At 64.4% G+C, this 13,495-nt stretch carries 11 protein-coding genes; 10 read left to right on the top strand and 1 reads right to left on the bottom strand.

Annotated features, from left to right (window positions below):
• The first annotated feature begins 83 nt into the window (after positions 1-83).
• The 8 genes from dnaK to AC3B6A_RS23415 all read left to right on the top strand — a co-directional run bounded on the left by dnaK (position 84) and on the right by AC3B6A_RS23415 (position 10,307).
• A complete protein-coding gene (dnaK, locus tag AC3B6A_RS23450; protein ID WP_488399490.1) occupies positions 84-2,000 on the top strand; it encodes a molecular chaperone DnaK in 1,917 nt (638 codons plus the stop codon).
• A gap of 122 nt (positions 2,001-2,122) precedes the next feature.
• A complete protein-coding gene (gene dnaJ, locus AC3B6A_RS23445) occupies positions 2,123-3,253 on the top strand; it encodes a molecular chaperone DnaJ (protein ID WP_488399489.1) in 1,131 nt (376 codons plus the stop codon).
• A 57-nt stretch (positions 3,254-3,310) separates the two neighbouring features.
• The gene (dapB, locus tag AC3B6A_RS23440) at positions 3,311-4,117 is read left to right on the top strand and encodes a 4-hydroxy-tetrahydrodipicolinate reductase (protein ID WP_488399488.1); all 807 of its coding nucleotides are present in this window, start codon (positions 3,311-3,313) and stop codon (positions 4,115-4,117) included.
• Between the two features lie 241 nt (positions 4,118-4,358).
• The gene (gene carA / locus AC3B6A_RS23435) at positions 4,359-5,495 is read left to right on the top strand and encodes a glutamine-hydrolyzing carbamoyl-phosphate synthase small subunit (RefSeq protein ID WP_488399487.1); all 1,137 of its coding nucleotides are present in this window, start codon (positions 4,359-4,361) and stop codon (positions 5,493-5,495) included.
• 29 nt (positions 5,496-5,524) lie between these two features.
• Positions 5,525-6,178, top strand: a complete 654-nt coding sequence (leuE, locus tag AC3B6A_RS23430) for a leucine efflux protein LeuE (RefSeq protein WP_488403683.1) — start codon at positions 5,525-5,527, stop codon at positions 6,176-6,178.
• Positions 6,179-6,197: 19 nt separating this feature from the next.
• On the top strand, positions 6,198-9,419 hold the full coding sequence (carB, locus tag AC3B6A_RS23425; protein ID WP_488399486.1) for a carbamoyl-phosphate synthase large subunit: 3,222 nt from the start codon (positions 6,198-6,200) through the stop codon (positions 9,417-9,419).
• A complete protein-coding gene (greA, locus tag AC3B6A_RS23420) occupies positions 9,416-9,892 on the top strand; it encodes a transcription elongation factor GreA (RefSeq protein WP_488399485.1) in 477 nt (158 codons plus the stop codon). The genes carB and greA overlap by 4 nt, the downstream gene beginning before the upstream one ends.
• Positions 9,873-10,307, top strand: a complete 435-nt coding sequence (locus tag AC3B6A_RS23415; protein ID WP_488399484.1) for a DUF4149 domain-containing protein — start codon at positions 9,873-9,875, stop codon at positions 10,305-10,307. Before greA ends, AC3B6A_RS23415 begins: the two co-directional genes overlap by 20 nt.
• Positions 10,308-10,349: 42 nt before the next feature.
• Here the strand turns inward: AC3B6A_RS23415 and AC3B6A_RS23410 are convergent, their stop codons facing one another.
• Positions 10,350-10,664 (bottom strand): YhbY family RNA-binding protein, encoded by a 315-nt coding sequence (locus AC3B6A_RS23410; protein ID WP_488399483.1) that lies wholly within the window; start codon positions 10,662-10,664, stop codon positions 10,350-10,352.
• 79 nt (positions 10,665-10,743) lie between these two features.
• On the opposite strand from AC3B6A_RS23410, the gene rlmE reads away from it, so the two are divergent.
• A complete protein-coding gene (rlmE, locus tag AC3B6A_RS23405) occupies positions 10,744-11,367 on the top strand; it encodes a 23S rRNA (uridine(2552)-2'-O)-methyltransferase RlmE (protein ID WP_488399482.1) in 624 nt (207 codons plus the stop codon).
• A 201-nt stretch (positions 11,368-11,568) separates the two neighbouring features.
• Complete coding sequence (gene ftsH / locus AC3B6A_RS23400) at positions 11,569-13,488, top strand: ATP-dependent zinc metalloprotease FtsH (protein WP_488403682.1); 1,920 nt, start codon at positions 11,569-11,571, stop codon at positions 13,486-13,488.
• Positions 13,489-13,495: the final 7 nt, after the last annotated feature.

Below are 13,495 nucleotides of genomic sequence, written 5' to 3'. Positions count from 1 at the left end.
CCACCCGGTCCCCATCTGGGTAATCAACCGAGCCAAAGACCCGCAACAGGGTCAGCGCGGAATCTAATTTCTGGAGAGTGAATATGGGCAAAATCATTGGTATCGACCTGGGGACCACCAACTCCTGTGTGTCCATCCTGGAGAACGGTAACGTCAAGGTCATCGAGAACGCCGAAGGCGCTCGTACCACCCCGTCGATCATCGGTTACGCCAACGATGGCGAGATCCTGGTCGGCCAGCCGGCCAAGCGCCAGGCAGTGACCAACCCGAAGAACACCCTGTACGCAGTCAAGCGCCTGATCGGCCGCCGCTTCGAGGAAGACGTCGTACAGAAAGACATCAAGATGGTGCCGTACAACATCGTCAAGGCTGACAACGGCGACGCCTGGGTCGAGGCCAAGGGCCAGAAGATGGCTCCGCCGCAGGTCTCCGCCGAAGTCCTGAAGAAGATGAAGAAAACCGCCGAGGACTACCTGGGCGAGCCGGTCACCGAAGCGGTCATTACCGTTCCGGCCTACTTCAACGACAGTCAGCGCCAGGCCACCAAGGACGCCGGCCGCATCGCCGGCCTGGACGTCAAGCGCATCATCAACGAGCCGACCGCGGCCGCGCTGGCCTACGGCCTGGACAAGGCCAAGGGCGACCACACCATCATCGTCTACGACCTGGGTGGCGGTACCTTCGACGTTTCCGTGATCGAGATCGCCGAAGTCGATGGCGAGCACCAGTTCGAAGTGCTGGCCACCAACGGCGACACCTTCCTCGGTGGTGAAGACTTCGACCTGCGCCTGATCGACTACCTCGTCGAGGAATTCAAGAAAGAGTCGGGCATGGACCTCAAGGGCGACCCGCTGGCCATGCAGCGCCTGAAGGAAGCTGCCGAGAAGGCCAAGATCGAGCTGTCCTCGACCCAGCAGACCGACGTCAACCTGCCGTACGTCACCGCTGACGCCAGCGGCCCGAAACACCTGAACGTCAAGGTGTCCCGCGCCAAGCTGGAATCCCTGGTGGAAGACCTGGTCACCCGCACCATTGAGCCGTGCCGCGTTGCGCTGAAAGACGCCGGCCTGGACGTCTCGAAGATCGACGAAGTGATCCTGGTCGGTGGCCAGACCCGCATGCCGCTGGTGCAGAAGACCGTTGCCGAGTTCTTCGGCAAGGAAGCGCGCAAGGACGTCAACCCGGACGAAGCCGTCGCCATGGGCGCCGCCATCCAGGGCGCCGTGCTGGCCGGCGATGTGAAGGACGTGCTGCTGCTCGACGTCACCCCGCTGACCCTGGGCATCGAGACCCTCGGTGGCGTGATGACCGCGCTGATCGACAAGAACACCACCATCCCGACCAAGAAGTCGCAGGTGTTCTCCACCGCCGACGACAACCAGGGCGCCGTGACCATCCACGTGCTGCAGGGCGAGCGCAAGCAGGCCGCGCAGAACAAGTCGCTGGGCAAGTTCGACCTGGCCGACATCCCGCCGGCTCCGCGCGGCGTGCCGCAGATCGAAGTGACCTTCGATATCGACGCCAACGGCATCCTGCACGTGGGCGCGAAGGACAAGGCCACCGGCAAGCAGCAGTCCATCGTGATCAAGGCCTCCTCGGGCCTGTCCGAGGAAGAAATCGCGCAAATGGTGCGTGACGCCGAGGCCAACGCCGAGGAAGACCGCAAGTTCGAGGAACTGGCCGCTGCCCGCAACCAGGGCGACGCGCTGGTCCACGCCACTCGCAAGATGATCACCGAGGCCGCCGACAAGGCCACCGCCGAGGAAAAGGCTGCCATCGAGAAGGCGCTGGGCGAGCTGGAAGTCGCCGTGAAGGGCGACGACAAGGCCGAGATCGAGGCGAAGATGAACGCGCTGTCCCAGGCGTCCGCTCCGCTGGCTCAGAAGATGTACGCCGAACAGCCGCAGCCGGGCGCTGCCGCTCAGGGCGAGGCCGCTGACGACAAGGCGGGCGACGATGTCGTCGACGCCGAGTTCGAAGAGGTCAAGGAGAACAAGTAAGCCGCGTGCTTGCTTCCGCTCCGGCGCACCGACCAGCGTGTCGGTGCGCATGAAACGTCGCGCGGGGGCTTGCTCCCGCGTCGGCGTGTCTGGGGGAGAGGTTTTCAAGGTGCAGGAAGGTTATGGCCAAGCGTGATTTTTACGAGGTACTGGGTGTCGAGCGTGGCGCCAGCGAGTCGGACCTGAAGAAGGCCTATCGCCGGCTGGCCATGAAGTTCCACCCGGACCGCAATCCCGGCGACAAGGAGGCCGAGGAGAAATTCAAGGAGGCCAACGAGGCCTACGAGATCCTGTCCGACGCCAGCAAGCGCGCGGCTTACGATCAGTACGGCCATGCCGGCGTCGATCCGCAGATGGGCGGCGCGGGTGCGGGCTTCGGTGGGGCGAGCTTCTCGGACATCTTCGGTGATGTCTTCAGCGACTTCTTCGGTGGCGGCGGCGGACGCGGCGGCTCCCGTGGCGGCCCGCAGCGCGGCGCCGACCTGCGCTACACCCTCGACCTGGATCTGGAAGACGCGGTGCGCGGCACCACCGTGACCATCCGCGTACCGACCCTGGTCGGCTGCAAGACCTGCAACGGCAGCGGCGCCAAGCCCGGCACCACGCCGGTCACCTGCACCACCTGCGGCGGTATCGGCCAGGTGCGTATGCAGCAGGGCTTCTTCTCGGTGCAGCAGACCTGCCCGCGCTGCCACGGCAGCGGCAAGATGATCACCGACCCCTGTGGCTCCTGCCACGGCCAGGGCCGCGTGGAAGAACACAAGACCCTGTCGGTGAAAGTGCCGGCCGGCGTCGATACCGGCGACCGCATCCGCCTGACCGGCGAAGGCGAGGCCGGCGCCCACGGTGGCCCGGCGGGCGATCTGTACGTGGTGGTGAACGTGCGCGAGCACGACATCTTCCAGCGTGACGGCAAGCATCTGTACTGCGAGGTGCCGATCAGCTTCGCTGACGCCGCCCTGGGTGGCGAGCTGGAAGTCCCGACCCTGGATGGCCGCGTGAAGCTGAAGATTCCCGAGGGCACCCAGACCGGCAAGCTGTTCCGCCTGCGCGGCAAGGGCGTCGCCCCGGTGCGTGGTGGCGGTGCCGGCGACCTGATGTGCCGCGTGGTGGTGGAAACCCCGGTCAACCTGGACAAGCGCCAGCGCGAGCTGCTCGAGGAGTTCCGCGGAACCCTGCAGGGCAACGCCTCCCATTCGCCCAAGGCCAGCGGCTGGTTCGAGGGCATGAAGCGCTTCTTCGACGATCTATGATGCAGGGTCCCGGGCGGTGACGAGCCGTCCGGGGCTTTCTGGCTTGGAGCTGTATATATGCGACGTATTGCCGTAATGGGCGCCGCCGGGCGCATGGGCAAGGCCTTGATCGAAGCGGTGCAGCAGACCGGCGGCAGCGCTGGCTTGACCGCGGCGGTCGGTCGTCCGGACAGCACCCTGGTGGGTGCCGACGCCGGCGAGCTGGTCGGCCTGGGCCGCATCGGCGTGCCGCTGTCGGGTGATCTGTCCAGGGTGATCGACGAGTTCGACGTGCTGATCGACTTCACCCATCCGACCGTGACCCTGAAGAACCTGGAAGTCTGCCGCAAGGCGGGCAAGGCCATGGTCATCGGCACCACCGGCTTCAGCGTCGAGGAGAAGGCGCTGCTGAGCGACGCGGCCAAGGACATCCCGATCGTCTTCGCCGCCAACTACAGCGTCGGCGTGAACCTCTGCCTGAAGCTGCTCGACACCGCCGCCCGCGTGCTGGGCGACGAGGTGGACATCGAGATCATCGAGGCGCACCACCGCCACAAGGTCGATGCGCCGTCGGGTACTGCGCTGCGCATGGGTGAAGTGGTGGCCAACGCGCTGGGGCGTGACCTGGAGAAAGTGGCTGTTTACGGGCGCGAAGGCCAGACCGGCGCCCGCCCGCGCGAGACCATCGGCTTCGCCACCGTGCGTGCCGGCGACGTGGTGGGCGATCACACCGTGCTGTTCGCCGCCGACGGCGAGCGCGTGGAGATCACCCACAAGGCCTCCAGCCGCATGACCTTCGCCCGTGGCGCGGTGCGTGCCGCGCAGTGGCTGGAAGGGCAGGGCAACGGGCTGTACGACATGCAGGACGTGCTCGGCCTGCGTTGAGCGCCTGCTTTCGATCTGCTGCGTCTAGCTCGCGAGATCGAAATCCGACGCTGAGCGGCATGGCCGTACGTCGTGCAAAAGGTGGACCATGATGTCGCTTTTCTGTAAACTACAGCTTTAGTGTGTCCACTAAAAGCAGCGCAGCATGATCACATAAAAAGCGGGATGACTTCTTCTGACGTCATCCCGCTTTTTTACAATCTGCGCACGCCCAGCCAGGCTTGAACTACGGGAGGTCTTCTTGACTAAGCCAGCCATACTTGCACTTGCCGACGGCAGCGTTTTTCGCGGTGAAGCCATCGGCGCCGACGGCCAGACCGTCGGAGAGGTGGTGTTCAACACCGCCATGACCGGCTACCAGGAAATCCTTACCGATCCTTCCTACGCCCAACAGATCGTCACCCTGACCTACCCGCACATCGGCAACACCGGCACCACGCCGGAAGACGCCGAATCGAACAAGGTCTGGGCCGCCGGCCTGATCATCCGCGACCTGCCGCTGCTCTCCAGCAGTTGGCGCGACAAGCAGTCGCTGCCCGACTACCTGAAGGAGAACGGCACCGTCGCCATCGCTGGCATCGACACCCGCCGCCTGACCCGCATCCTGCGCGAGAAGGGTTCGCAGAACGGCTGCATCCTCGCCGGTGACGACGCCACCGAGGAAAAAGCCCTCGAACTGGCACGCGGCTTCCCGGGCCTGAAAGGCATGGACCTGGCGAAGGTCGTGTCCTCCACCGAGCGCTACGAGTGGCGCTCCAGCGTGTGGAACCTGGAAACCGACAGCCACCCGGAAATCGCCGCCGCCGACCTGCCGTACCACGTGGTCGCCTACGATTTCGGCGTGAAGCTGAACATCCTGCGCATGCTGGTCGCCCGCGGCTGCCGCCTGACCGTGGTGCCGGCGCAGACCCCGGCCAGCGAAGTGCTCGCCCTGAATCCGGACGGCATCTTCCTCTCCAACGGCCCTGGCGACCCCGAGCCGTGCGACTACGCCATCCAGGCCATCCGTGAGTTCCTCGACACCGAGATTCCGGTCTTCGGCATCTGCCTCGGCCACCAGCTGCTGGCCCTGGCCTCCGGCGCCAGGACCGTGAAAATGGGCCATGGCCACCATGGCGCCAACCACCCGGTGCAGGACCTGGACTCGGGCGTGGTGATGATCACCAGCCAGAACCACGGTTTCGCCGTGGACGAGTCGACCCTGCCGAGTAATCTGCGCGCCACCCACAAGTCGCTGTTCGACGGCACTCTGCAGGGTATCGAGCGCACCGACAAGGTGGCCTTCAGCTTCCAGGGTCACCCGGAAGCCAGCCCCGGTCCGCACGACGTGGCCCCGCTGTTCGACCGCTTCATCGCGGCGATGGCCGAGCGTCGCTGAGACCTGACTCGAAGGGATAGAAGAAGATGATGCCGACCCTGGGAATCACCGACCTCTGGACCTACGTCCTGGGTACGCTGTTCATCGTCCTGCTGCCGGGGCCGAACTCGCTGTTCGTGCTCGCCAACGCCGCCCAGCGCGGCGTTGCGTCGGGCTACCGGGCGGCGAGCGCGGTGTTCCTGGGGGATGCGATCCTGATGCTGCTCTCGGCACTGGGCATCGCTTCGGTGCTCAAGGCCGAGCCGATGCTGTTCCTCGGCCTGAAGTACATCGGCGCCGCCTACCTGCTCTACCTCGGCATCGGCATGCTCCGCGGCGGCTGGCAGAAGCTGCGCCAGCCCCTGGCCGAAACCGCTGCGCCGGCCAGGGAGGTGGACGTCAACCAGCCGTTCCGCAAGGCGCTGCTGCTGAGCCTGTCCAACCCCAAGGCGATCCTCTTCTTCATCTCCTTCTTCATCCAGTTCGTCGACCCGGGCTACGCCTACCCCGGCCTGTCGTTCCTGGTGCTGGGCACGATCCTCGAGATCATCAGCGCCCTGTACCTGAGTTTCCTGATTTTTTCCGGTGTGCGTCTGGCGGCCTGGTTCCGTCGGCGGCAACGGCTGGCTGCCGGCGCCTCGAGCGGCGTCGGCGCCCTGTTCGTCGGCTTTGGCGTGAAGCTGGCCAGCGCAACCCTTTCCTGAATATTGCAACGAGAGTCCCATGCCCAAGCGTACAGACATCAAGAGCATCCTGATCCTCGGCGCCGGCCCGATCGTCATCGGCCAGGCCTGCGAGTTCGACTACTCCGGCGCACAGGCCTGCAAGGCGCTGAAGGAAGAAGGCTTCCGCGTCATCCTGGTGAACTCCAACCCGGCCACCATCATGACCGACCCGGCCATGGCCGACGCCACCTACATCGAGCCGATCAAGTGGCAGACCGTCGCCAAGATCATCGAGAAGGAGCGCCCTGACGCGCTGCTGCCGACCATGGGCGGCCAGACCGCGCTGAACTGCGCCCTGGACCTGGAGCGCCACGGCGTGCTCGAGCAGTTCGGCGTGGAAATGATCGGCGCCAACGCCGACACCATCGACAAGGCCGAAGACCGCTCGCGCTTCGACAAGGCCATGCGCGACATCGGCCTGGCCTGCCCGCGCTCGGGCATCGCCCACAGCATGGAAGAAGCCTACGGCGTGCTGGAGAAGGTCGGCTTCCCCTGCATCATCCGTCCGTCCTTCACCATGGGTGGCACCGGCGGCGGCATCGCCTACAACCGCGAAGAGTTCGAAGAAATCTGCGCCCGCGGCCTGGACCTGTCGCCGACCAACGAACTGCTGATCGACGAATCGCTGATCGGCTGGAAGGAATACGAGATGGAGGTTGTCCGCGACAAGAAGGACAACTGCATCATCGTCTGCTCCATCGAGAACTTCGACCCGATGGGCGTGCACACCGGTGACTCGATCACCGTCGCCCCGGCGCAAACCCTGACCGACAAGGAATACCAGATCATGCGCAACGCCTCCCTGGCGGTGCTGCGCGAGATCGGCGTGGAAACCGGCGGCTCCAACGTGCAGTTCGGCATCTGCCCGAACACCGGCCGCATGGTGGTGATCGAGATGAACCCGCGCGTGTCGCGTTCCTCGGCGCTGGCTTCCAAGGCCACCGGCTTCCCGATCGCCAAGATCGCCGCCAAGCTGGCCGTCGGCTACACCCTCGACGAGCTGCAGAACGACATCACCGGCGGCCGCACCCCGGCGTCCTTCGAGCCGGCGATCGACTATGTCGTCACCAAGATTCCGCGTTTCGCCTTCGAGAAGTTCCCGAACGCCGACGCCCGCCTGACTACCCAGATGAAATCCGTGGGCGAGGTCATGGCCATCGGCCGTACCTTCCAGGAGTCCGTGCAGAAAGCCCTGCGTGGCCTGGAAGTCGGCGTTGCCGGCTTCGATCCCAGGCTGGACCTGAGCGATCCGGAAGCCGAAAGCATCCTCAAGCGCGAGCTGACCGTGCCCAATGCCGAGCGCATCTGGTACGTCGCCGACGCCTTCCGCGCCGGCAAGAGCATCGCCGAAGTCTTCGACCTGACCCGCATCGACGAGTGGTTCCTGGTGCAGATCGAAGACCTGGTCAAGGATGAGGCGCACGTGAAGACCCTGGGGCTGTCCGCCATCGACCGCGCCCTGATGTACAAGCTCAAGCGCAAGGGCTTCTCCGATGCGCGTCTGGCCGCCCTGTTGGGTGTGACCGAGAAGAACCTGCGCAGCCACCGCCAGAAGCTCAAGGTCGTGCCGGTGTACAAGCGCGTCGACACCTGCGCCGCCGAATTCGCCACCGACACCGCCTACATGTACTCGACCTACGAGGAAGAGTGCGAGGCCAATCCGTCGACCCGCGACAAGATCATGATCCTCGGCGGCGGTCCGAACCGCATCGGCCAGGGTATCGAGTTCGACTACTGCTGCGTGCACGCCGCGCTGGCGATGCGTGAAGACGGTTACGAGACCATCATGGTCAACTGCAACCCGGAGACGGTCTCCACCGACTACGACACTTCCGACCGCCTGTACTTCGAGCCGGTGACCCTGGAAGACGTGCTGGAGATCGTCCGCGTCGAGCAGCCCAAGGGCGTCATCGTGCAGTACGGCGGCCAGACCCCGCTGAAGCTCTGCCGCGCCCTGGAAGAAGCCGGCGTGCCGATCATCGGCACCAGCCCGGACGCCATCGATCGCGCCGAAGACCGCGAGCGCTTCCAGCAGATGGTCCAGCGCCTGAACCTGCTCCAGCCGGCCAACGCCACCGCACGCAGCGAAGACGAAGCCCTGGCCCTGTCGAAGAGCATCGGCTACCCGATGGTGGTGCGCCCGTCCTACGTGCTGGGCGGCCGTGCGATGGAAATCGTCTACCAGGAGGAAGAGCTCAAGCGCTACATGCGCGAGGCGGTGAAGGTCTCCAACGACAGCCCGGTGCTGCTCGATCGCTTCCTGAACTGCGCCATCGAGGTCGACATCGACGCGGTCTGCGACGGCGAGACCGTGGTGATCGGCGCGATCATGCAGCACATCGAACAGGCCGGCGTGCACTCCGGTGACTCCGCCTGCTCGCTGCCGCCTTACTCGCTGCCCATGCACATCCAGGACGAGATCCGCGAACAGGTCAAGAAGATGGCCCTGGAGCTGGGTGTCGTCGGCCTGATGAACGTGCAGATGGCGGTGCAGGGCGAAAACATCTACGTGATCGAGGTGAACCCGCGCGCCTCGCGTACCGTGCCGTTCGTCTCCAAGTGCATCGGCGAATCCCTGGCCAAGGTGGCGGCCCGCGTCATGGCCGGCAAGACCCTGGCTGAAGTCGGCTTCACCGAAGAGGTGATCCCGCCGTACTATAGCGTCAAGGAAGCGGTGTTCCCGTTCGCCAAGTTCCCCGGCGTCGACCCGATCCTCGGCCCGGAGATGAAATCCACCGGCGAGGTGATGGGTGTCGGCGACAGTTTCGGCGAGGCTTTCGCGAAAGCCCAGCTGGGTGCCAGCGAGATCCTGCCGAATGCCGGTTGCGCCTTCATCAGCGTCCGCGAGGACGACAAGCCGCAGGCCGTTCAGGTCGCTCGCGACCTGGTTGCGCTGGGCTTCGAGGTAGTCGCCACTGCCGGTACCGCCCGCGTGATCGAGGCCGCCGGTCTGCCGGTGCGCCGTGTGAACAAGGTGACCGAGGGTCGTCCGCACGTGGTCGACATGATCAAGAACGACGAAGTCACTCTGATCATCAACACCACCGAAGGTCGCCAGTCGATCGCCGATTCCTATTCCATCCGTCGTAACGCTCTGCAGCACAAGATCTACTGCACCACCACCATCGCGGCGGGGCAGGCGGTCTGCGAGGCGCTCAAGTTCGGTCCCGAGAAGACCGTTCGCCGGCTGCAGGATCTCCATGCAGGAATCAACGCATGAGCAAATTCCCGATGACCGTCCAGGGCGCCCGCGCCCTGGAAGAAGAACTGAAACACCTGAAGACCGTTCTGCGTCCGCAGATCACCCAGGCCATCGCCGAAGCGCGTGAACTGGGCGACCTCAAGGAGAACGCCGAGTACCACGCGGCCCGTGAACAGCAGGGCATGTCCGAGGCGCGCATCCGCGACATCGAGGCCAAGCTGTCCAACGCGCAGATCATCGATGTCACCACCATCCCGCACAGCGGCAAGGTGATCTTCGGCACCACCGTGGACATCGCCAACGTCGAGACCGACGAGGCCGTGACCTACCAGATCGTCGGCGACGACGAGGCTGACATCAAGAACGGCAAGATCTCGGTCAGTTCGCCGATCGCCCGCGCGCTGATCGGCAAGACCGAAGGCGATGCCGTACTGGTGAAGACGCCGGGTGGCGACGTCGAGTACGAGATCGTTGAAGTCCGCCACGCCTGATCGGCAGGCCCTCGGCGCAGGTACCGCCAGTTGGCTGCTGGCCCAGACATTCTGGGTCGGCGGCCTTTGGCTGCTTCAGTTCGTAGTGCTGCCGGCGCTGGGCAAGGTCGGTCTGGCGCCGCTGCTGGTGCAGGCGGTGGCGGATACCCTGAAGCCGTTGCTGCTGGGGTTCGCCGGCTTCTGCGCGCTTCTCCAGGCTCTGGTGCTTTGGCAGGTGCGCGGATTCGGCGCCTTCACTCGCGAGATGCGCGGGCAGTTGCTGCTCAGCGTGCTGGCGATGACAGCGGTGTATTTCGGGGTGCGTCGGGTCGCGCCGGACGCCGAGCGCTGGCTGTTGTTCAACTATCTGGTGGTGGCGCTCTGCGGGTTGCTGCTGGTGCTGCAGCCGGCGCCGGGGCGGGACGGGCGGAACTGAGGCGGCGGAGCCTGGCTGGCTCCGCGCTGCCGGACCTGGCCGTCAGAGGCCGCTGAAGCGGCTGATGTTCGACAGGTTGCGGTTCGGCTTGGGATTGCGACGGTAGATCAGCGCCATCTTGCCGATGACCTGGACCAGTTCGCAGCTGCCGTTCTGGCAGAGTTCGTCGATCAGCGCGCGACGGTCGTCGCGTTCGACGATGCGGAACTGCACCTTGATCAGTTCATGATCGTTGAGCGCGCGCTCAAGCTCGGCCATCACGCCTTCCGAAAGACCGTTTTCAGCGACGGTCAATACCGGTTTCAGGTGATGCCCGATAGATTTGAACTGCTTTTTCTGCTCCTGAGAGAGCGCCATAATCTGACCCCTGGGAAAAAAGGCGGATATTCTACCCGAGTTTCGGATATACCGGGATGCCGCTCAGACGAGGTAATACGTGGCCCGTTCCAAGACTAGCCATCGCTGGCTGAAAGAACATTTCGACGATCCGTACGTGAAGATGGCACAGCGTGACGGTTATCGCTCGCGCGCCAGCTACAAGCTGCTGGAAATCCAGGAGAAGGACCGCATCCTGCGTCCGGGCATGACCGTGGTCGACCTCGGCGCCGCGCCGGGTGGCTGGTCCCAGGTCACCAGCCGGGTGATCGGCGACAAGGGCATCCTGATCGCCTCGGACATCCTGCCGATGGACAGTATCCCGGACGTCACCTTCATCCAGGGCGACTTCACCGAAGACGAGGTCTTCGCCAGATTGCTCGCGGCCATCGGAGAAAATCCTGTAGACCTTGTGATTTCCGATATGGCCCCCAATATGAGTGGACTGCCCGCCGTGGACATGCCCCGTGCCATGTTCCTCTGCGAGTTGGCGCTGGATCTCTGCACCCGGGTATTGCGTCCGGGGGGCGACTTCCTGATCAAGATTTTCCAGGGTGAAGGTTTCGACACTTACCTGAAGATGGTTCGCGAGAACTTCGAGAAGGTGCAGATGCGCAAACCGCTGTCTTCCCGCGACCGTTCGCGGGAGCAGTATCTGCTCGCACGAGGCTTCCGCGGCGCCTAGACTGGAATGATTGTGCCGGCTATTGGTCTATAGCTTGCAGGTTATGCTTGTGCCGGTGAGAACCGGAGTTCATAAAGGGTTACAGACGGCGCCTGCCGTGCCGCAGGGGTTGTGTAGTAATTTTGGCCGGAAGGAGTCTGGCCGTCGTGTGAAGCGGTTTCCAGGGCGGAGCCGGCTTCAGAGGGTAGTCAATTGAACGACATGGCAAAGAACCTGATCCTGTGGCTGATCATCGCGGCAGTACTGGTCACCGTGATGAACAACTTCTCCAGCCCGACCGAGCCGCAGACGCTCAATTACTCGGACTTCATCCAGCAGGTGAAGGACGGCAAGGTCGAGCGCGTGACCGTCGACGGCTACGTGATCACCGGCAAGCGTCAGGATGGCGACACGTTCAAGACCATCCGCCCGGCCATCCAGGACAACGGCCTGATTGGCGACCTGGTCAACAACAACGTGGTCGTCGAAGGCAAGCAGCCCGAGCAGCAGAGCATCTGGACCCAGTTGCTGGTGGCGAGCTTCCCGATCCTGGTGATCATTGCGGTCTTCATGTTCTTCATGCGCCAGATGCAGGGCGGCGGTGGTGGCCGTGGCGGCCCGATGAGCTTCGGCAAGAGCAAGGCGCGCCTGCTGTCGGAAGACCAAGTGAAGACCACCTTCGCCGATGTCGCTGGTTGCGATGAGGCCAAGGAAGAAGTCAGCGAACTGGTGGAATTCCTCCGCGATCCGGGCAAGTTCCAGCGCCTGGGTGGCCGTATCCCTCGTGGCGTGCTGATGGTCGGCCCGCCCGGTACCGGTAAGACCCTGCTCGCCAAGGCGATCGCCGGCGAAGCTAAGGTGCCGTTCTTCACCATTTCCGGTTCGGACTTCGTGGAAATGTTCGTCGGCGTGGGTGCTTCCCGCGTCCGCGACATGTTCGACCAGGCCAAGAAACACGCACCCTGCATCATCTTCATCGACGAGATCGACGCTGTCGGCCGCCATCGTGGCGCCGGTCTGGGCGGCGGTCACGACGAGCGCGAACAGACCCTCAACCAGTTGCTGGTGGAGATGGACGGCTTCGAGATGAATGACGGCATCATCGTCATCGCCGCGACCAACCGTCCGGACGTGCTCGACCCCGCGCTGTTGCGCCCGGGCCGCTTCGACCGCCAGGTGGTGGTCGGCCTACCGGACATCCGCGGTCGCGAGCAGATCCTGAAAGTGCACATGCGCAAGGTTCCGCTGGGTGACAACGTCGATCCGGCCGTGATCGCGCGCGGGACCCCGGGCTTCTCCGGCGCCGACCTGGCCAACCTGGTCAACGAGGCCTCGCTGTTCGCCGCCCGCTCCAACAAGCGCATCGTCGACATGCGCGAGTTCGAGCTGGCCAAGGACAAGATCATGATGGGCGCCGAGCGCAAGACCATGGTCATGTCCGAGAAGGAGAAGAAGAACACCGCGTTCCACGAAGCCGGCCACGCCATCGTCGGCCGCCTGGTTCCGGAGCACGACCCGGTCTACAAGGTCTCCATCATTCCGCGCGGCCGCGCCCTGGGCGTGACCATGTTCCTGCCGGAAGAGGATCGCTACAGCCTGTCCAAGCGCGCCCTGGAAAGCCAGATCTGCTCGCTGTTCGGCGGCCGTATCGCCGAAGAAATGACCCTGGGCTTCGAGGGGGTGACCACCGGCGCTTCCAACGACATCATGCGTGCCACCCAGCTGGCGCGGAACATGGTGACCAAGTGGGGCCTGTCGGAAAAACTCGGTCCGCTGATGTATGCGGAAGAAGAGGGCGAGGTGTTCCTCGGTCGCAGCGCCGGTAGCCAGCACGCCAATGTGTCCGGCGAGACCGCCAAGATGATCGACCAGGAAGTGCGCCGCATCATCGACGACTGCTACGGCACCGCCAAGCGCCTGCTGGAAGAGAACCGCGACAAGCTCGACATGATGGCCGACGCGCTGATGAAGTACGAAACCATCGATGCCGATCAGATCGACGACATCATGGCTGGTCGTACGCCTCGCGAGCCGCGTGACTGGCAGGGTGGCAACTCCGGCTCGTCCGGTTCCGCCACCTCGCCGCGTGACGAAGGCGGCCGCCAGGACAACCCGATTGGCGGGCCCGCCGGCGAACACTGAGAGCACT

The organism is Pseudomonas sp. B12(2026), assembly GCF_057767015.1.
This window is presented reverse-complemented; position numbering and strand designations above follow the sequence as displayed.